We start from the raw sequence: 18,443 nt of genomic DNA, 5'->3' as shown, positions 1-18,443 counted from the left end.
AACTCGGTCCGTCACAGAAAGTTCTTCCTCACGAGTGAGGAGCAAGGGTTTTGGAATTTGTCATTCGCTTCCTCGCCGGCGGAATTGTCGTGTCGGCCTTTGCGTTGCTGGGCGACCCTCTGCGGCCAAAGAGCTTCGCAGGGCTGTTCAGTGCGGCGCCATCGGTGGCGCTGGTGACGCTTGGCTTGGCATTTCAAAGTCATGGTATCGATTATGTGGCTGCAGAGGCACGAGCGATGGTCTTTGGCAGCATCGCGCTCGCGGTTTACGGCCTCCTCGTCTGCCATCTGCTGATGCGCAAACGATGGAGTGCAGGAGCTGCTAGCATCACGGCGCTGCTCGCATGGTTTGGCGTTGGTGCCGGATTGCTGATTGCCTTTGGAGCTTGAATGACGATTATCCGGCTTAAATTCGCAAGCTTCAAGCAAAACCGGTGGTACGAGCTTGTCATTCGCTTCGTGCTTGGCGGTCTTGCGACTATATTCGCGGGCGGCGTTGCGAAACTAGCTGGACCCTCCTGGGGCGGGTTGTTTCTGGCGTTTCCGGCGATCTTCTGTGCCAGTGCAACGCTGATCGAAAAGCACGAACGCAGGCGCAAGGAAATGAAACACCTGCAGGGCGCTCGCCGTGGGCAGGAGGCTGCAGCGCTCGATGCCTTTGGTGCTGCCTTAGGGAGCGCCGGCATGGTGGCGTTTGCGCTGACTGTTTGGCTTGGACGATTTCTGTCGCCTGTTGCCGTGCTGGGACTAGCGATGGCAGCATGGAGCATCGTCTCCGTTGCGGCCTGGTATCTCGGAAGAATATGCCCGCGAGCAGTTGGACGGTGATGGCCCTCAGTTTACAGGGAAGCGAAATTTCAAGTCTTTCACAAATAAGAAGCAGCCAGCTTGAGATCGCGGACGAACTGTTTGTATTCGCGTTCTTTCGATTCTTGATCGGGTAGGCGCAATAGATAGGACGGATGCACGGTTACCAAGGCCTTGGTCTCTTCAGTCAAGTCCAGCAAGTGGCCGCGATTTTTCCCGATCGGTGTGATCTTGCCGAAGACGCATTGCGCGGCCGTGGCTCCCATCGCAACGACCAAAGCAGGCCTCACTGTCACTAACTCGCGTTCGTACCATTGCCGGCAGGCTCTGATCTCGGGCGTGTTTGGTTTTTGGTGCAGACGGATTTTTCCGCGTGGCACGAATTTGAAATGCTTCACGGCATTGGTGATGTAGACCGTGTTGCGCGGAATTTTGGCTTCATTCAATCCGCGATCCAGAACCTGTCCCGCGGGGCCAACAAACGGCTTTCCGGCGAGGTCTTCCTTGTCGCCCGGCTGTTCGCCGACCAGCATGATGGGCGCGTGCGCCGCACCTTCGCCGAACACGGTTTGCGTGGCATGCTTGTAAAGATGGCAGGCCCGGCAATGGGCGGCTTCTTCGCGCAAATCCGCAAGGCTTTCTTTTCCGAAAAGCTCGGGCTCGGGGAGACGGGCGGCGTGGCGCATGGGTTCTCTCTTCTGCTTTCTCAAGCTCAATGAAACGAGAGACGGCAAGTTTCCCTCGCCAGACGTTGAATCTCATTGGTTCTGTTGATGAAAATCAGCCCTGAAGACTCTGGTTGACTCATTCAGGCTGGGTAGGATTATATTAGAACATAACATGAACATACGGGTTGGTCCGTCTTAGGAAAGCAGGGACTGGTCCGAAATTCCTGGGAACGGCGCATGACCGGCGCGCGTGTGAGTACGCTTGCGTCCTTGCGGGACGCGATCCGCCATCTTGAGGCGCAGACCATGCCGCAGCAGGTGGAGCGCGTGGCGCTCGGCCATGCTGGTGTGGATGCGACGCTACAGGGCGGCCTGTTGCGCGGTGCGCTGCATGAGGTATTTGCGACCGAGACTCGGCAGTCAGCTTCTGCGACTGGTTTCGCCGCCGGCCTGGTTCAGCGACTGGCAAACCACCGGCCGATGCTCTGGGTGCAGCAGGATTTTGCAGAAGCCGAAGCGGGTGCCTTGTCGATGAGCGGGTTTATTGAATTTGGTCTCGATCCGTGCCGCCTGGTGCTGGTGCGGGTGCCGAATGCGGAAACCGCGCTGAAGGTGACTGCCGATGCGCTGGCCTGCGATGCACTGGGCGCGGTAGTCTGCGAAGTATGGGGCGAGACGAAGACTTTCGATCTCACGGCCAGCCGGCGGCTGACGCTGGCCGCTCAATCGTCCGGCGTGTCCTGCGTGATGTTTTGTACATCGAGCCAACCTGCCGTCAGCACGGCAGAGACACGTTGGGTGGTGCGGGCAGCGCGCTCGCTACCCAAAGCAGCATGGAGTGCTTGGGGCGAACCGATGCTCGATGCAGAACTTGTCCGCAATCGTCATGGGCAGAGTGGTCGATGGATCATGGAGTGGAATTGTGACGAGCGTATCTTCCGTGAACCGGCGGCGCATTCTCAGCCTTTGGTTGCCCCGCCTGCCGACCGACCGCATCAAACGCCGACTCCTGAGGGAGGATCGGTCACGCATCTGCGCCGGGTTGGGTGAGACGTTTTTTCGTAAACCTTGGATTGTCGCTGACAAGCAGCATAACGCGCTGCAGATCGTCGCGATGAACGATGCGGCGGCGGCCATCGGGCTTGAGATTGGCATGCCGGTCGCCAATGCGCGGGCGATCTGTTCCGACATTGAGATGTTCGAGGTCGATGTAGCGGCGGATGCGCAGGCTCTCGCTCATATCGCGGACTGGTGCGACCGCTTCACGCCGCTGGTCGCGCTCGATCCGCCATACGGATTGTTTCTCGACATCAGCGGTTGCGCGCATCTGTTCGGCGGCGAAGCCAAGATGCTGGCGCTGGTGTGCGATTCACTGACGCGGCAAGGGTTCGTCGTCAATGCGGCGATTGCCGGAACGTCGGCTTGCGCGCGGGCGCTGACGCGCGCAGTGCGCGGCCGGATCGTGCCGGAAGGGCAAGAGTCTGCAGCTGTTGAGAACTTGCCTGTGTTCGCGCTCGGCGCGGAGGATGCCATCACACGCGGATTGCGCCGTGCCGGGCTGAAGACTATTGGCGACGTTGCCTCTCGTGAGCCCCGCGAGATCGCCGCGCGGTTCGGCAAGGCGTTCACGGATGTGTTGCGGGAAGTGCTCGGGCAATCCGATGCGCCGATCAGTCCGCGGCGGCTGCCGCCTGACTTCTTGGTCGAGAGGCATTTTGCCGAGCCGGTTGCGACCGAAGATGCGATTTCCGCGACCGTATCGGGCTTGGCGCAAAAACTCGTGGTTGCGATGGAGCAGCAAGGCAAGGGCGCCCGTCGGCTGGAGGCCAGTTTCTTTCGCGTCGATGGCGCGGTGCGTACCATCGCCGTCGATGCGGGACAACCGGTGACGCGCCCAGGCCTGATCGATCGTCTGTTCCGAGAACGGTTTAATGCGCTGGCCGATCCGCTCGACCCGGGCTTCGGGTTCGATCTCATCCGGCTGTCTGCAAGCCGCGTCGATACCGTGGTGCAGGAGCAGCGCGATCTCGATGCACGAACGCAGGACAATGATGAGGTGGCGGCATTGATCGACCGCCTTGCGGCACATCTTGGCAGGCAGCGGATCATGATTTACCTGCCGCAGGATACGCATGTCCCCGAGTGCGCCGCGCTGGCCCTGCCGGCGCAGCAGCATTTTAGCGTGGCCTCTGTCACTGAATGGCCGGAACGTGTCGCGAAAGAACCGCCGCTACGCCCGCTGCGGCTGTTCAAGCGGCCAGAGGAAATCAAGGTCACAGCGGCGCCCGTTCCGGATGGTCCGCCACCTCGTTTTACATGGCGGCGTGCGACCCATGCGGTCGTGCGGGCGGAAGGGCCAGAACGCATTGCGATGGAGTGGTGGAAGAACGAGACGTCTGTCCTCACACGCGATTATTTTCGTGTCGAGGACACGGAAGGCCTGCGTTTCTGGATCTATCGCGATGGTCTCTACGGAAGCGAGTCTCTCGATGACAAAGGCGAGCGTATCGACCCTAAATGGTACGTCCATGGGGTGTTCGCATGAAGGTCACCGATTATGCGGAAATCGGCATCACCACCAATTTTTCGTTTCTGCGCGGAGGGTCTCAGCCGCAGGAATATGTGCATCAGGCCAGCGAACACCGGCTACCGGTGATCGGCATCGCCGACCGCAATACCTTGGCTGGCGTTGTGCGTGCCTATAGCGAGCTTGCAAACGATGAGGTCAAATACAAGCCCAGACTCCTGATCGGTGCGCGCCTCGTCTTCATGGATGGAACGCCGGACATTCTGGCCTATCCGCGCGATCGCGCTGCCTATGGTCGTCTCTGCCAGTTGCTGTCGCGCGGCAAGCTCAAAGCGGAGAAGGGCGAATGCCTTCTCACGCTCGATGATCTTCTGGAGTTCTCCGAGGGGCAGCTGCTGGTTCTGACGTTGCCGCATCGGTTTGAAACGACGGTTGCGTTGAAGGTGCTCGGCCGGCTGAAGCAAAGCCGCGCCGATGGAGTCTGGCTGGCTGCAAGCCTGCTGTATCGTGGCGACGATAGGCGGCGCCTCTCCCGTCTGTACCGGATCGCAACAACAGCGGATGTGCCTCTGCTCGCCACCAACGACGTTCTGTATCATCATCCGTCGCGTCGTCCACTGCAGGACGTGCTGACTTGCATCCTCGAAAAGACCACGATCCACGCTATCGGCAAAAAGCTGCAAGCCAATGCCGAGCGACATATGAAGCCCGGCCACGAGATGGTGCGGCTTTTCCGCGATCTGCCGGAGGCGATCGAGGAGACCATGCGGTTCGCAGATCGCATCACCTTCAGCCTCGACGAATTAAGATATCAATATCCCGATGAGCCCGTACCGCCCGGCAAGACAGCGCAAGGACATCTCAGGGATCTCACCAACGCAGGAATCCGGCATTATTTTCCCGGCGGTATCGACGAAAAATTACAGGCGACCATCGACAAGGAATTGGGCCTGATCGAAAAGCTCGGTTATGCGCATTACTTTTTGACGGTGCATGACATCGTTCAGTATGCCCGCTCGCAGAGTATCCTGTGTCAGGGGCGTGGGTCAGCGGCGAATTCCGCCGTCTGTTATATGCTCGGCATCACCTCGGTGAATCCGACAGAAACGGATGTGCTGTTCGAGCGCTTCATCTCCGAAGAACGACTTGAGCCGCCAGATATCGATGTGGATTTCGAGCATTCGCGGCGCGAAGAGGTGATGCAGTATGTTTACCATCGCTATGGCGCGCCACCGCGCGGCAATCGTCGCTACCGTCATTCACTGCCGGCCGCGCAGCGCTATCCGCGATGTCGGCAAGGCGCTCGGGCTGACAGAAGACGTCACTGCAGCATTGGCCGATACAGTGTGGGGAAGCTGGGGCACCGGCGTCAGTGATATGCAAGTCAGACAGGCGGGCTTTGATCCGCAGAATGGAATGATCCGTCGCGCCGTCGAGCTTGCCACCGAACTGATCGAATTTCCGCGCCATCTATCCCAACATGTCGGCGGCTATGTGCTGACGCAAGACAGGCTCGATACCTACGTGCCGATCGGCAATGCCGCGATGGAGGACCGCACCTTTATCGAGTGGGATAAGGACGACATCGACACATTGAAGATGATGAAAGTCGATGTGCTGGCGCTTGGCATGCTCACCTGCATCCGCAAATGCTTCGATCTGATCGCGGATCACAAGGAGCACCGCTACCAGCTTTCAGATATCAAGGCAGAAAAGGATGATAGCGGCCCGGTGTTCGGCATGCTTTGCCGTGGCGAGTCGCTCGGCGTGTTTCAGGTCGAGAGCCGCGCGCAGATGAATATGCTGCCGCGCCTGAAGCCGCGAACCTTCTACGATCTTGTTATCGAGGTCGCGATCGTCCGGCCCGGCCCGATCCAGGGCAATATGGTGCATCCGTATCTGAAGCGGCGGCAGATGAAGCCGGAAGAGATCGAATATCCTTATCCGAAGAGCGGCAACAAGAATGAACTGAAGGACGTGCTGTGCAAGACGCTCGGCGTTCCGCTATTTCAAGAGCAGGCCATGCGCATCGCCATGGCGGCGGCAGAATTCACGCCCGAGGAAGCCAATGGTTTGCGGCGTGCGATGGCGACGTTCCGCAACGTCGGCACCATGCCGAAATTTGAGAAACGCATGGTTGGCCGCATGATTAAGCGCGGCTACGATCCCGCATTTGCGCAAAGCTGCTTCGATCAGATCAAGGGTTTCGGCAGCTACGGCTTTCCTGAAAGTCACGCCGCGGCTTTCGCCCAGCTTGTCTATGTGTCCGCTTGGCTGAAATGTTTCCATCCCGATGCTTTTGCCTGCGGTCTTTTGAACTCGCAGCCGATGGGATTTTATGCGCCGGCACAGATCGTCGGCGATGCGCGCCAGAACGGCGTCGAGGTCCGTGAGATTGATGTGTCTCACGGCTTTTCACAGAACACTCTGGGAGAGCGAAGCGGCATATACCACGTGCTGCACCTCGGCTTCCGGCAGATCGATGGATTCAAATGCGCCGATCCGGATGAGGAGAGGTGGCGCCGGATACAAGGCAAGACAAAATCGGAGGACTGGGGCGAGGCGATCGTCGCGGCGCGGTTGAGGCAGTCATTCACATCACTGGAGGATTTCGCGCGCGAGACGAAGTTGCCGAAGCGTGCTCTGATCCTGCTGGCCGATGCCGATGCCTTCCGCTCGCTGGGGCTGGATCGGCGCAGCGCGCTGTGGGCCGTTCGACGTCTGCCAGACGATGAGTCGCTGCCATTGTTTCAATCGATGACCGCCCGTGAGCAGCCTGATGAAGGTAGTGTCTCGTTGCCGCAAATGCCCTTGCCGGAAGAAGTGGTGGCCGACTATCAGACGATACGGTTGTCCCTGAAGGGGCATCCGATGGAATTCCTCCGTGCGACATTCACGGAGGAGGGGATTGTTTCCTGTGCGACCGTTGCCCATGCGAATGATAAGCGGCGCGTGCGGTGTGCGGGCGTGGTACTCGTTCGTCAGCGGCCAGGCAGTTCGAAGGGCGTCGTGTTCATGACGCTGGAGGATGAGACCGGCATCGCCAATATCGTAGTTTGGCCGAAGGTGATGGAGAAATTCCGCAAGGAAGTGATGGGTGCGCGGCTGATCGAAATCGAAGGTGTTATCCAGAGTAGCCCGGATCGTGTGGTCCATCTGGTGGCGGATCGCCTGTTCGATCGCACGCCCGATCTGATTGGACTCTCCAACGACGCTTTACCCCCATATCTGCCAGCGGAGAATTCTTTTGACAGGCAGCGGTTGATTTCCCCGGCTTCGACTAAAGCCCGGCATCCGCGTCAAGTGCGGATTCTTCCTGCTTCCCGGGATTTTCATTAAAAGCAGAGTAACTCCTAGCAACGCGCGCTTGCTAGCCGCCGATACACGACGCTGCGGCAATGAATCACTCCGCAGCTTAAATCCAGCTCCATCACTCGAAAGCATTACTCCAAGGTTCAAACCGTCAGCGTAAGGATACCAGGCGAATTTCTATTGGCGGAATACGTTCCACGAAACCAGAAAGTCGACCTTCAGCACCGGCCCATTATCGTCTCGGACTTCAATCGTAGCCGCCTGAGGGCCGGGCTCCTGAATCGTAAAGGGCATGCTCTTTGCGAGATCACCAAGAGTGTGCACGGCCTCTCTCTGCATCGTTTCCAAGTCGAGGAATTCCATTCCTTCCTTGTCCGGGACAAGGACATCATCTTCCCGTATATCGAAATAGTAACGTGCCATTATCCGCCGAGCCCCTTTCGAGTGTTTAAAACGAAAAGGGCGAGAAAGTTTCCGGGCCTTCCGAAGGACCTTTAACTCAAGTTATTTTTTGCACGGATGGCTCTGCCACTGAGGATCGTGATGCCGATTCGCTGCGCCACCGTTCTCACACCAGCGACAGATCGCTTTAGGGCGGCGGCTATGCGGAAGGCGGAATGGGCCTCTTTCGGCGTATTCCCGGAGGCGACGGTGATCGTCGTCAGTCCATGACGTTTTCATTTGTCGCGTCATGGCAAAAACAAGCTGTAGAGCAGTGCCATAACGAACACGGCGGTAGCAATCGTTGCCGATGAGGGCAATCTGGTTGCCTTCAAGATTTTCCGACAGGTAAACGAGACGACGAGCCTGGTCTGATTTGGCGTGGGGCAGACAAGGTATTTGGCGACAAGCTCGAATGGCGGGTGTCAGACGGTAAGCCAATTACCGCGATCCTGCGAGCCTGGCGTGTCGACACGGATAAGGACGGCCACGACCATGTTACACAAGAGCTTCTTGTGGTCTCATTGCAAGGGCAGCGCCCTTGCAAGGTAGGCGCGATTAACGTCCGCGAGCCAAACGCTAACCGTCGGGCACAAGCGCTAGCCGACAGCACCGCCCCATGTTTGACCGAGGGCAGATGATTATCTGGACTATTATTGTCGTCTCCAAAACACGACAGATTATCGCCTGCAAGCCGCCGACGTCAGTTCTTCGGATGGTGGTGGGAAACGCCCTGATGGGCCGGTGAAGAGTTGCGAAATCGAGTATCGTCGACCGCCCGAATCAATGGAGTCGACATGGCAACTCAGATGACGAAATCGCAACTGATCGAAAAGATCGCCGAAGCTAACGAGCTCTCGAAGAGAGATGTGAAAGGCGTTCTCGAGTCTCTCGCAACGATTGGCTACAAGGAGCTGAAGAAGAACGGGACGTTTCTCGTTCCGGGCTTTGCCAAGTTTGTCGTAATCAAAAAGCCGGCGACGAAGGCACGCAAAGGTACCAATCCGTTCACTGGAGAGCCAATGACGTTTAAAGCCAAGCCTGCTCGAAAGATCGTTCGAGCACGCCCAGTCAAGGCTGCCAAGGACGCTGTCTGACTTGATGGAAGTGGAGACCCGTTGTGATCTCCACTTCTTGATCCCGGTCGATGATGTGCTAAAGCGCATCTGCCAGTAATTAGGAGGGTTGGATGGTCAAGCAGGTGAGGAAGTTGACGAAGAAAGCGCCGAAGAAATCCGTGCGCCGGCCTTTTACAAAGGATGACGTCAAGACCCTGCGAGCCCATTCGAAAGCCAGAACCCCGGTCGCTAAAATTGCGAAGCAAATGAAGCGCACGGAAGGCTCGCTGCGTCAGAAAGCCTTGAAGCTCGGCATCGGACTGGGTCATCAGCGTTAGGTCGTTTTACTCCCAGAAGACCGCTGTTCTGCGTTATTTGCATCCGGCTAATTTTGGACGCTCTGTTTCTCTCTTTCCTTCAGGATGACCTCGACGATCCGCTTGAGTTGCCGGACAGATCCACCCTTCCAATGTTGAGCAGTTACACAGTGCTCTTCACCGTCCAGCAGCGTGATCCAGCGCGGGTCGAGCTGGCGCTCAAGGGCGATGCCGGCAATGACCGCGGGTAGCAGTGCGTCGAGATCACGGACTTGCGGCGAGGGGAAGCCGATTACGCGCAGCCGATCCTTGAGCGGCGAGGGCAGGGCATCGGTGCTGTTCGCGGTCATGATGTAATTGACATGCGACAGGTCGAGCGCGGTCTGTAGCGCAGGGTCGGGATAACGCGCGGCTGTCTCCGGTTCGAAGAAGCCGAGCAGGCAATCCCACAGCCGGCCATGGTCGCTTCGGGTTGCAGCCTTCTCGATCTCATCAATCAGCACGAGCGGATTGGCGTGCCCCGCGCGATGCACTGCCATGAACGGATGACAGGGTTCGGTCGAGTGCCAGCGCCGGTCGGTGCCGGCAAAGATCGAGCCGTCCGACTGCGCGCCGTCGACGCGCCAGACAATAAGCCCGAGTTCTTCCGCCAGACGTCTGGCAAAGCGGGACTTGCCGGCGCCGGGTTGGCCGAGCAGCAAGGTGGGTTTGAGTCTCACGATCCGTTGGCCAACGAGGTCGGACAGGATGGTGTCGATCGCCTCCTGTGCGTAAGGGAACTCGAACAGCAGCTTTGCGCGCACCTTGGGCAGCGCGGGCGCCAACGTAAGCGGCAAAGGTGAGTTGATCGCGGACTGGTAGGTTTTGGTCAGGCTCTTGCTAGAAGAACTGGCCCCCTGTTCGGGCAGGGAGCACACCATGACATGGTCGGGAGGCGCCTCAGCGGGGCCAGAATCTTCACTGGCTGGTGTTTTGTCCGGTATTTTCTCGTCGTCGCGATGGCGGTACTCGTTGCGGATTTCCTCCTGGGCGGCCTGGATGCGGCACGCCACCATGAAGTCGCCCAAACCAAGGGCGGCATCCACCGCGCGGTTGTAGTGCTGCAGCTCGGGTGTCACTCGCAAGACAAGAGGTGCTGCTGCCCAGCCGTAGAGGAAGGATTCCACCTCGGCCAGCATCGGCTGGCTTAAAACATGCCAGCGCTTCTTGCGGGCCGTGAACAGGGCCGCCGTGACGCGCCAATAGGCCTTGGCATCATAGGCGATATGCGGCGCCGGCAAGGACAACAGCCGCACGCAGTCGGAAAGACTGCGCAGGATCGCCCGGTCCTCTGCCGTGGCAAGACGATCCAGTTCCTCGGCAAGAAGTGCGCCGGTGGCATAGTCTTTAGCTATGAGCCAGGGCTCCAGCGCCACTTTTGGTGCAATCTCATTGATCTCGGCGGCAAGCCGCTCCTCGGCGAGGCTGGAGCGCTCGGCGCAGAGCAGGCCGTAACGGAACAGCCGGTGCAGGCTGAGCCGCTCGTCCTTGAGGTCCCCACTGTCGGCGGCCGTCCCCAACAGGAGCCGCTCGCCATCGACCGTGATGCTGATCTCCTCGTTATCACCTTCATGATCGTCCGGGCCGAGGCTGTTGTCGTCATCGTCGTCATCCCCATCGAATGGCTCGCTCATGACCCCACCTCCAGGACCAGGGAGGGATTGAAGGCAGGGTTCTCGTCGCCATAGCCATTGGGGTTGCAGACGATGCGCGTCTTGTGGACGGCATAGTCGAAGGCGTGATGGACGTGGCCATGCACCCACAGGTCAGGCCCATAAGGCCCTTCCAGCAACGTCGACAGGTCGGACACGAACGCCGCCGACAAGAGATCATCCTTGTAGATCGGATGCAGCGATCCAGGATGCGGCGCATGGTGGGTGACGACGATGCTCGGGCCGTCAAACGGCGTTCTGAGCATCGTCTCCAGGTACTGGCGTGATTCCAGATGCAGCCGCCAGGCGTCAGTGGGGCGGAAGCGCTGGAATGGCTGCTTGGACCAGGTGATCCGGTGATGATCGTTCATGATCTCCCGGGCGTGCTCCATTATGAGGGGGGCGGCGTGCTCCCCAAAGAGTCTGTAGTCGGTCCACAAGGTGGCACCGATGAAGCGAACGCCGTTCAAGACCACTGTCTCGTTCTCGAGCAGATGGATGTTGAACTCAGGTGCGAGCCTCTCTGCCAGGGCGACTTCCTCCGGCAAGCACCGGCGATAGAACTCGTGGTTGCCCAGCACCATGATGATCGGGATCTCGGAAGGTACGATCCCGCGCAACGTGGCGAAGGCCTTGTCGGCGCCTTCGCAGGTGTCGCCGGCCACGATCGCCGCATCGATGTCCGGCTGAAACTGGATCGCTTTAGCTGGATAGATATCAGCGTGGAGGTCGCTAAAGATCTGAAGCTTCATGCTGCACCTTCCTGCGAACGCTCGGACTTGGGCGTCTTTGGTGTCGGGATCCTGGCGAGCCAGGGCTCGGTGAGTGGCCACAGATCCTGATGGGACCGGCTATCGAGCGCATGGGCGAGCAGCAGCGCCGCGGCGGGATTGCCGTTCAGGGCGCACAGCAGGACCGCGCTCATGACGATATCGAGGCGTGAGCCGGATTCCTCGCGGTGGATGAGCGGCAGGGCAATGCCGATCGCTTCTTCGGCATCGCCGGCAACGGCCCGTTGCCATCCGGATTCGCCAAGAACGACGATCTGCGCCAGCGATCGGCGCAGGGTATAGCAATGCGTGGCGTCGAGGCGGCTGGGAGGCACCGTTCGCCACCAGGCAAGCGGAGACGTCTTATCGAGAGCGTGTGTCATGGCCTCACTCCTCACGCGGCCACGATGACGGGACTGGCATGGCTGAGCCGTTGCCAGTGACGGGCGGAGGCCTGGGCACCGCAAACGACTTGGGCTGCGATGTTCCGGGAGCCGAAGGCCACGGCCAGCGTCAGACGCAGGCGATCCTCGATGCCGCTGATCGGGGCGAGGGCACAGGCGTCCCGCAGCATGGCGTGACGGGTGGCGACGATTGGCCGGGCGCTGGGGTTGATGGAGGCGCGAACCTCAGATCCTGCGGCCACGACGAAACTGTCACCCAGGGGATAACCGCGCGCCCAGATGCCGGAGTAGTTGAGTTCGTACTCTTCTGAGCCGATCGGTGCGGTTGAGACGCCGATCTGCATCAGGCTGTTCTCGTCATCCTCGTCGTCGCTGGCGGTAACTGGCGCCAACGACGGCATAAGGGAAAGTGTGGGCCTGGCATTATTGGAGTGGAACGCGCGGCAGCCGGCATCGAACAACAGACGCTCGGCGTCCATGACGATGCGTTCCAGTGTGGTCCGATGCCAGGATGTTGGCTCCGCATGTGGTGGGCTTTTGTCCTTGCGGACATCGACGAAGCCTGCGGCTTCCGCCATGCACGTCAGACGCTCTTGCAGGAACATCGGTCCGGACTTGTCGTACCAGCGGTGCGCAATCCCGCTGACCACATAGACTTCGCGAGCAAAGGACTTGTCCGGATCGGCAAGGTGGTCATTGAGCCGCCGCGCCATATGGCCGGTCTCGCCGACATAGATCTCGCGTCCGTTGGAGAGGATGTAACAGGCAGGTAGCCAGGAAAGGCGGGTGCGCAGCTCCTCGTTGATCGGCCCAAACGGGAAGACACAGACCGAGAGCCTTGATGCCTCGTCGATGATGTCCCGAAAGCCGGTGATCCCGGATTTTGGGCGATGGATGATGGTCGTGGTCCCCGTATCAAAAGCGGGCTGACAAACTGAAGACATTGATGAAATCCCTTGCTGTACGATGAAGGTATCGGGTCCTGAGGGCAGGGCGCACGCATCCCTTGCCGCGCTCACATCGATGAGCGCAGGTCACGAGACGGCGAACCCAGGGCGTGCGTTATGCACGCCGTCCAGGACGGCCGATCGCTAGATGGCGAGTGAGAAGCCGATGATGGGCAGGCTCAATGGCATACAGCCGTCAGAACGGAACAAGGTCCGGCCCGGCCGCCCTAAACAGGCAACGATCATCGACAACAAAGGATGGGAAGGGGGCCGCGAATCGCGGATAAACTGGCACCTAGCCATGACGGACTCCTATCAAGTCGGTTGTGGTTAGGCCGTCGTTTGGTGCTCCAACACCAGGCGGCGGCCGCCAAAAGCTCTCGCGCTCTGGCCTCCTCAACGTGGAGGCCGCCAAATCAAAAAGCTAGATACGTAAACGATACATCCGGCACGATGGTTAATGGAGGGCTCTGTTTCGTGGCTGATGTCCCTATTGGATGAAACAAGCTAAGGTGGCCGCTATTACCTTGCCTCAGAGGGCGAAGGGCACCAGGTGCTTGAGCTTGTCGGCGGTTGAGCGGAGCCTGACAAAATCGGTATCGAAGCTGACGCCGCTGGTTCGGGTATCAAGTACAACGAGACAGTTGTTGGTCTTGGCAGCTTCGAAGACAAAATTCGCTCGTTCGGCAGCGTGACTGGCCATCTCGGCTGGACTTCGGGTCCGGCACTCCTCTACGCCAAGGGCGGTTGGGCTTGGGCTGATAATCGGGTGGCCATTTCCAGCGGCGGTGCGACGATCTCCGATACTCAGCTCCACTCTGGTTGGACTATCGGAGCTGGCGTTGAGTACATGTTCGCTCCGGCTTGGTCGGCAAAGGCTGAATACATGTACGCTGACTATGGTGATAAGACCTATTTTGGTTTGGCAGACGTCGGCGCAACTGTTCACACGGTTAAGGCTGGCATCAACTACCACTTCAACTGGGGTGGCCCGGTTGTTGCCAAGTACTAAGATCTTCTGATCGTCGGGTGAGGACCTGACAGGATGACAAGACGACTTCTCCAATAGGTGAATTCCGATACTCTGAGCCCGGCCTTGTGCCGGGCTTTTTCGTTTTCTGGCCGATCGTTAGGTGCTGGCCGAATCAGGCTTCTGGCGGAAGCGGAACTTGGAACTTGCCGTCCAAATTGCCGTTCGCTAACGGGAGAACATCGAATGAAAATTTCAAAATTCGCTCTGCCATCAATGGCTGGATGCATTCTATTTGCGGCGCCAGCGATGGCTTTTCAGGCTAACGTTCCGGCTTCGACAGCTTTGCCATCTGCCACTGAACAGGTGCAGTTCTTTTTCAGCGGCCGGAATTACTGTTGGTATGACGATGGCTGGCATGGACCGGGATTCTATTGGTGCGGCTATAGCTGGCGTCGTGGTTACGGCTGGGGCGGCGGTGCAGGTTGGCACGGCTGGCACCGTGGTGGCGGCGGTCATTATCGCGGTGGCGGTGGTCACTGGCATGGCAATGCCGTTCGGCCTCGAGGCGGCGCTTCTATTCGCACCATGCGCGCATCGACGATGAATCGTGGAGCAATTGGTGGCGGACGCGGCGGACATATGGGTGGCCGCGGCGGAGGTGGTCATGGCGGCCATCACCGCTAACTAGTCGTCGAAGAATCGTTCAGAAGCCCCAATTTTCGGGGCTTCTTTTCGTTTAGGAAGTGAATATCTTTGTGTCATCGCTCGTAGAGTATCGCGATGCGTACCGCACCCCAAAAGACCTGGCCCCGCTCCGGCGGGGTTTTCTATTGGCGTAGAAGTTCCTACGGAAAAAGAAAGCCCCGCCATTTCTGGCGGGGCTTTGCAGCAGTCAGTACATCCGTGATCTGCTGCCTCGTTCATCGGTTGAGCGATATTCGATTAGGGGACGCGATCGTTCGCAACGATGCCGCCTTCGCATTCGAGGCGAGCGATCTGCGCGGCCTCGAGGTCGCTGAATTTCAAGCGAACTCCATAACCTGCCCCATTCTCGGAAATAAAGATTGCTCCAAGTTCTTCCAGAGCAAGCTGAACCGCCTCAATCTCGTCACGCTTGAGAGAACTGGTGATATTCTCGAAATGCTCAATAGCGCAAAGGTCGACTCCAGAGCGTCTGGCCAACTTGGGGCGCGAAACCTCAACAAGAGCACGCGCAGCTCGACATTGTGATCCAGTTATCATCGATCGTTCTCCTGGTAATATCTCGATCTCTTGCCCTCGCGCGGGACTGATCGTTCATGCGCGGTCTTATGAAAACCATCAGGATCAAACAGCCAAATGAAAGCCACCCAAGATAACAGCATGGCACCCAAACTGATCAGCATCATCTTTACACCTCGCACGATTTTGCGCCGCGTTGGCACAGATCAGTGCCGGCGCAGCGTGTTACGTTCTCGGAACGGGGATTGCCCTATATTTCCGCCGGAAGGGGCGGTCGCATGAAACTAAAAATGAGCGTCGCTAGAGCATGATCTATATGTGGGGGCGAAACTCTCAGATTCAACGAACTGCGACAAAGAGTACCAACACGGCCTTCAACAGCGCCGGACCAATAACGCGACAACCGCCGAAGTCACGAGTTCGGCGGTGATGACGGATTCGATTGGATATAGGTCGTCGCTCATATCAGCCTCCGGCGCGTGGTCTTCTATTTCAGTTAGTCAGCAGAGCCAGGCCAACGACCAGCGCGACAATTCCAATGCAGAGTGCGATGAGGAATGCATTCTGCACGGAGGCTTCGCGTGTGATGCATCATAAGAATACAGCCAATAAATGATTGCGGCGAGAAGTGCGATCGTGCCGCATGCTGGGCGGGTTTTGCTTGCCTATTAGAAAACCCTGCCACCCGACCCGGCTTTGTAGGCAGCTTCTTTCCGAGCTTTCGTGGCATTTTCTTTGGAAGTTTGTAGAGATCGCGTTCTACAAGCCCGAAGCGCATGGCCTGACGCTCGCCTAAACGAAACGATCAATTCCACGGATGTACTGGGTTGATCAAAAGCCCGCACAATCGCTATGTGACCACGCGCTTCGGTTCTGTGGAAGCTACCTACTGATGAGTTCTTTTAATAACGACGAAGGAAACCGCCGTTCTATCGTTACTGCATAAAATGTCTGGGCAATCCCGGGGAGATGATCGCCTTCGACAAGCAGGCCGGCTGCGATTTCATCCTTCACCACGATTGGCGGCAACACAGCGATGCCTATATCCTGGCGCGCGAGCAATCGCAGCATCGCCATGTCATCCACCTCCGCGATGATACGGGGGCGGATATTAAGTTGATAGACAAGCGTGGACTTTATTGTGCTTCCTGCGGTGAATTCATTGCGTTGGCCGTCGCACCGGCCAGCGTCAAGCTTGATGTTACTTTTAAGTCTAATGATCCGATTGATATTTTATGCCCATATTGCCGTAGGCATTTGAAGCAGCCAGCGTCTTATATTCAGCATATCATTCTTGACGAGAATAATTCGCGACTTAAATGGTGACGCGCGCGTCATGTCGAGTTGAAGATGGCGTTGATACCGGTGACCGGCCCCTACTGAGTGGTTCGATTGGAATGTTAGTTTAGAGATTGCATTTTGACTATCTCCTTTGGTGCTGGCCAGACGAGGACCTCGGGTGCTGGCGGCCGATATTTCAGCGATGAGTGTGGACGCACCGTGTTGTAGTGGCGTCGCCAGTTCTCGATCACGATCTGAGCCTCCTTCAATGTGTAGAAGATCTCGCCATTGAGCAGCTCATCGCGCAGCTTGCCATTGAAGCTTTCGCAATAGCCGTTCTCCCATGGACTTCCCGGCTCGATGTAAGCGGTTTTGGCGCCGACGGCGGCGATCCAATCCCGGAGCGCCTGGGCGACAAACTCAGGGCCGTTGTCTGAGCGGATGTGCGCAGGGATGCCCCGCGAGACGAACAGCTCGCACAGGGCTTCGATGACATCGATCGCCTTGAGCTTCCGCGCGACACGGATGGCCAGGCTCTCACGACTGAACTCGTCGATGATGCACAACATCCGGAACGCCTTACCATCGTGGGTGCGGTCAGCGACGAAGTCATAGGACCAGACATGACATGGTTGAGCCGCTCTGGCCGCAGGCGGATGCACGAGCCGTCGTTGAACCAGAGACGCCCGCGCTTAGGCTGTTTGGCAGGGACCTTCAGCCCCTCACACCGCCAGATCCGCTCAACACGCTTCTTGTTCACCCTCCAGCCGGCTCTGCGAAGCAACGCCGTAATCCGGCGATATCCGTAGCGGCCATATTGGTGGGCAAGCTCGATGATGTCGGCAGTCAAAGCCGCCTCGTCATCAGGTGTCGTGGGGATCTTGCGCTGCGTCGATCGGTGTTGACCCAATGCCCGGCACGCCCGTCTCTCGGAGATGCCAAGTTCGGCTGTGACATGATCGACGCACGCGCGGCGTCGGGAGGGGCTTTGAAGTTTCCCTTTGCGGCCTCTGCCAGGATCAGCTTGTCCAGCGTCAGATCCGACACCGCTCGCCGGAGCCGGGTGTTCTCGGTCTCCAGTTCCTTCAGCCGCTTCACCTGGTCGCCCTTCAGGCCACCATACTCATTCCGCCATCGATAATACGTGACTTCCGTCACGCCTATCGCTCGGACTGCGTCTGCTACCTGACGGCCCTGTGCCATCAGCACATCAACCTGCCGCAGCTTCGCAACGATCTCTTCAGCTGTGTGCCTCTTCCTCGCCATCGTATCCTCCATGATCAAAACCATACTTCAGGGAGGACCACTTCAAAGGGGGCAGATCAAGCAATGGGCACAGGGATCATCGGCCTCCGCTGGATGAAAGTTCAGTGGCAGGTCATCCTTAGCCAACTCGCTGCCTGCTGCTTAAAACGCAAACCAGTGTTTATGTTTTAAGGATCAAACACTTCGGGAGCTTTTATCGAAGCCAAGCGCTATTCGGGACAGCGACACCACTAGGCAGCATCTAATATTGTATGGAGAGTGTTCGACACGGTTTCCGAGCTATATGGCTTTGAAACAAAGATGGTTCCTATCGGCAAATCACCATCACGAATAACAATACGGCCAGAGGCCGCGACGATCTTTATCGGAGGCCAACGGCCCCGGACAGCCGCAGCTAATTTCAAACCATCCATCGAACCTGGCATTTGTATGTCTGTAAAGACAACGCGAACATCCAAACGACTCTCAAGTATCTTGATTGCCTCGTCTGCGTTACCTGCTTGAATGACGTCAAAGCCCGCGTCTTCGATCATCATAACGGCGTTCATGCGCAACAAAAGCTCGTCCTCGACGACCAGTACGAGTGGCCGGTTGATTGCTGTTAGCATTCGAAATCCCTGTCGGGGACCAAGGTGATTGGCTTCACGCTAGTTCCTTCCAAAATTCGATCTATCGTCAATGCGTGTGGAATTATCGCTCCTGAATAATCGCGGGCGGAATGTTGACTTCACAGCTAACGCCATCGGGTTCAAATCGAAGAC

17 protein-coding genes and 3 pseudogenes are annotated in these 18,443 nt (G+C 58.1%); 10 read left to right on the top strand and 10 right to left on the bottom strand.

The genetic code is table 11. From position 1 onward, the window contains the following. Positions 1-50 precede the first annotated feature (50 nt). Positions 51-389, top strand: a complete 339-nt coding sequence (locus AC1RNA_RS02560) for a DUF3147 family protein (protein ID WP_492950107.1) — start codon at positions 51-53, stop codon at positions 387-389. Continuing rightward, a complete protein-coding gene (locus tag AC1RNA_RS02555) occupies positions 390-827 on the top strand; it encodes a DUF3147 family protein (RefSeq protein WP_492950106.1) in 438 nt (145 codons plus the stop codon). Positions 828-865: 38 nt separating this feature from the next. Here the strand turns inward: AC1RNA_RS02555 and AC1RNA_RS02550 are convergent. Further along, positions 866-1,447, bottom strand: a pseudogene (locus tag AC1RNA_RS02550) (UdgX family uracil-DNA binding protein); the annotation flags it as partial. Positions 1,448-1,711: 264 nt separating this feature from the next. On the opposite strand from AC1RNA_RS02550, the gene AC1RNA_RS02545 reads away from it, so the two are divergent. The 3 genes and pseudogenes from AC1RNA_RS02545 (at position 1,712) to AC1RNA_RS02535 (ending at position 7,340) form a co-directional block, all read left to right on the top strand. Beyond that, positions 1,712-2,524, top strand: coding sequence for an ImuA family protein (locus tag AC1RNA_RS02545; protein ID WP_492950105.1), 813 nt, complete (start codon positions 1,712-1,714; stop codon positions 2,522-2,524). Next, on the top strand, positions 2,517-4,019 hold the full coding sequence (locus AC1RNA_RS02540; protein ID WP_492950104.1) for a Y-family DNA polymerase: 1,503 nt from the start codon (positions 2,517-2,519) through the stop codon (positions 4,017-4,019). The genes AC1RNA_RS02545 and AC1RNA_RS02540 overlap by 8 nt, the downstream gene beginning before the upstream one ends. Beyond that, positions 4,016-7,340: pseudogene (locus AC1RNA_RS02535) on the top strand (error-prone DNA polymerase). The gene AC1RNA_RS02540 and the pseudogene AC1RNA_RS02535 overlap by 4 nt, the downstream one beginning before the upstream one ends. Before the next feature lie 150 nt (positions 7,341-7,490). On the opposite strand, the gene AC1RNA_RS02530 reads toward AC1RNA_RS02535, so the two are convergent. Further along, positions 7,491-7,736: a DUF6894 family protein gene (locus tag AC1RNA_RS02530; RefSeq protein WP_492950103.1), complete on the bottom strand. Its 246-nt coding sequence runs from the start codon at positions 7,734-7,736 to the stop codon at positions 7,491-7,493. 815 nt (positions 7,737-8,551) lie between these two features. Between AC1RNA_RS02530 and AC1RNA_RS02525 the strand changes: the two genes are divergently transcribed. Together AC1RNA_RS02525 and AC1RNA_RS02520 are read left to right on the top strand one after the other, a co-directional pair. Continuing rightward, positions 8,552-8,851 (top strand): HU family DNA-binding protein, encoded by a 300-nt coding sequence (locus AC1RNA_RS02525; protein WP_492950102.1) that lies wholly within the window; start codon positions 8,552-8,554, stop codon positions 8,849-8,851. A 92-nt stretch (positions 8,852-8,943) separates the two neighbouring features. After that, positions 8,944-9,150 (top strand): hypothetical protein, encoded by a 207-nt coding sequence (locus tag AC1RNA_RS02520; RefSeq protein ID WP_492950101.1) that lies wholly within the window; start codon positions 8,944-8,946, stop codon positions 9,148-9,150. 47 nt (positions 9,151-9,197) lie between these two features. Here the strand turns inward: AC1RNA_RS02520 and AC1RNA_RS02515 are convergent, their stop codons facing one another. The 5 genes from AC1RNA_RS02515 to AC1RNA_RS02495 all read right to left on the bottom strand — a co-directional run bounded on the left by AC1RNA_RS02515 (position 9,198) and on the right by AC1RNA_RS02495 (position 13,644). Continuing rightward, positions 9,198-10,802 (bottom strand): AAA family ATPase, encoded by a 1,605-nt coding sequence (locus AC1RNA_RS02515; RefSeq protein WP_492950100.1) that lies wholly within the window; start codon positions 10,800-10,802, stop codon positions 9,198-9,200. After that, a complete protein-coding gene (locus AC1RNA_RS02510) occupies positions 10,799-11,572 on the bottom strand; it encodes a metallophosphoesterase (RefSeq protein ID WP_492950099.1) in 774 nt (257 codons plus the stop codon). The genes AC1RNA_RS02515 and AC1RNA_RS02510 overlap by 4 nt, the downstream gene beginning before the upstream one ends. Continuing rightward, positions 11,569-11,973, bottom strand: a complete 405-nt coding sequence (locus tag AC1RNA_RS02505) for a hypothetical protein (RefSeq protein ID WP_492950098.1) — start codon at positions 11,971-11,973, stop codon at positions 11,569-11,571. Before AC1RNA_RS02505 ends, AC1RNA_RS02510 begins: the two co-directional genes overlap by 4 nt. Positions 11,974-11,984: 11 nt before the next feature. After that, positions 11,985-12,938, bottom strand: a complete 954-nt coding sequence (locus AC1RNA_RS02500; protein ID WP_492950097.1) for a DUF4357 domain-containing protein — start codon at positions 12,936-12,938, stop codon at positions 11,985-11,987. A gap of 535 nt (positions 12,939-13,473) precedes the next feature. After that, complete coding sequence (locus tag AC1RNA_RS02495) at positions 13,474-13,644, bottom strand: hypothetical protein (protein WP_492950096.1); 171 nt, start codon at positions 13,642-13,644, stop codon at positions 13,474-13,476. On the opposite strand from AC1RNA_RS02495, the gene AC1RNA_RS02490 reads away from it, so the two are divergent. From AC1RNA_RS02490 to AC1RNA_RS02480, 3 genes are all read left to right on the top strand, one after another. Further along, on the top strand, positions 13,567-13,953 hold the full coding sequence (locus AC1RNA_RS02490; RefSeq protein WP_492951170.1) for an outer membrane protein: 387 nt from the start codon (positions 13,567-13,569) through the stop codon (positions 13,951-13,953). The two genes, AC1RNA_RS02495 and AC1RNA_RS02490, sit on opposite strands and share 78 nt — an antisense overlap. A 204-nt stretch (positions 13,954-14,157) precedes the next feature. Continuing rightward, the gene (locus AC1RNA_RS02485) at positions 14,158-14,598 is read left to right on the top strand and encodes a hypothetical protein (protein WP_492950095.1); all 441 of its coding nucleotides are present in this window, start codon (positions 14,158-14,160) and stop codon (positions 14,596-14,598) included. Positions 14,599-14,694: 96 nt separating this feature from the next. After that, positions 14,695-15,144: a hypothetical protein gene (locus AC1RNA_RS02480; RefSeq protein ID WP_492950094.1), complete on the top strand. Its 450-nt coding sequence runs from the start codon at positions 14,695-14,697 to the stop codon at positions 15,142-15,144. Between the two features lie 873 nt (positions 15,145-16,017). On the opposite strand, the gene AC1RNA_RS02475 is transcribed toward AC1RNA_RS02480, so the two are convergent. The 3 genes and pseudogenes from AC1RNA_RS02475 to AC1RNA_RS02465 form a co-directional block, all read right to left on the bottom strand. Then, on the bottom strand, positions 16,018-16,206 hold the full coding sequence (locus AC1RNA_RS02475) for a hypothetical protein (protein ID WP_492951169.1): 189 nt from the start codon (positions 16,204-16,206) through the stop codon (positions 16,018-16,020). A 329-nt stretch (positions 16,207-16,535) separates the two neighbouring features. Next, positions 16,536-17,682 (bottom strand): annotated as a pseudogene (locus AC1RNA_RS02470) (IS3 family transposase). 230 nt (positions 17,683-17,912) lie between these two features. Beyond that, on the bottom strand, positions 17,913-18,290 hold the full coding sequence (locus AC1RNA_RS02465; RefSeq protein ID WP_492950093.1) for a response regulator: 378 nt from the start codon (positions 18,288-18,290) through the stop codon (positions 17,913-17,915). Between the last annotated feature and the right edge of the window lie 153 nt (positions 18,291-18,443).

It is taken from the genome of Afipia sp. GW821-FHT14H12 (assembly GCF_058803465.1).
Note: the sequence above shows the minus strand (reverse complement) of the source record. Positions and strands in the feature narration are given on the sequence as shown.

What these genes read in the sequence shown, in the direction of transcription:
- AC1RNA_RS02525 (WP_492950102.1), top strand. Translation starts at nt 8,552, where the DNA reads ATGGCAACTCAGATGACGAAATCGCAACTGATCGAAAAGATCGCCGAA.
- AC1RNA_RS02515 (WP_492950100.1), bottom strand. Translation starts at nt 10,802, where the DNA reads ATGAGCGAGCCATTCGATGGGGATGACGACGATGACGACAACAGCCTC.
- AC1RNA_RS02520 (WP_492950101.1), top strand. Translation starts at nt 8,944, where the DNA reads ATGGTCAAGCAGGTGAGGAAGTTGACGAAGAAAGCGCCGAAGAAATCC.
- AC1RNA_RS02495 (WP_492950096.1), bottom strand. Translation starts at nt 13,644, where the DNA reads ATGGCCAGTCACGCTGCCGAACGAGCGAATTTTGTCTTCGAAGCTGCC.
- AC1RNA_RS02475 (WP_492951169.1), bottom strand. Translation starts at nt 16,206, where the DNA reads ATGCTGCGATTGCTCGCGCGCCAGGATATAGGCATCGCTGTGTTGCCG.
- AC1RNA_RS02500 (WP_492950097.1), bottom strand. Translation starts at nt 12,938, where the DNA reads ATGTCTTCAGTTTGTCAGCCCGCTTTTGATACGGGGACCACGACCATC.
- AC1RNA_RS02480 (WP_492950094.1), top strand. Translation starts at nt 14,695, where the DNA reads ATGCGTACCGCACCCCAAAAGACCTGGCCCCGCTCCGGCGGGGTTTTC.
- AC1RNA_RS02485 (WP_492950095.1), top strand. Translation starts at nt 14,158, where the DNA reads ATGAAAATTTCAAAATTCGCTCTGCCATCAATGGCTGGATGCATTCTA.
- AC1RNA_RS02465 (WP_492950093.1), bottom strand. Translation starts at nt 18,290, where the DNA reads ATGCTAACAGCAATCAACCGGCCACTCGTACTGGTCGTCGAGGACGAG.
- AC1RNA_RS02555 (WP_492950106.1), top strand. Translation starts at nt 390, where the DNA reads ATGACGATTATCCGGCTTAAATTCGCAAGCTTCAAGCAAAACCGGTGG.
- AC1RNA_RS02505 (WP_492950098.1), bottom strand. Translation starts at nt 11,973, where the DNA reads ATGACACACGCTCTCGATAAGACGTCTCCGCTTGCCTGGTGGCGAACG.
- AC1RNA_RS02510 (WP_492950099.1), bottom strand. Translation starts at nt 11,572, where the DNA reads ATGAAGCTTCAGATCTTTAGCGACCTCCACGCTGATATCTATCCAGCT.
- AC1RNA_RS02530 (WP_492950103.1), bottom strand. Translation starts at nt 7,736, where the DNA reads ATGGCACGTTACTATTTCGATATACGGGAAGATGATGTCCTTGTCCCG.
- AC1RNA_RS02545 (WP_492950105.1), top strand. Translation starts at nt 1,712, where the DNA reads ATGACCGGCGCGCGTGTGAGTACGCTTGCGTCCTTGCGGGACGCGATC.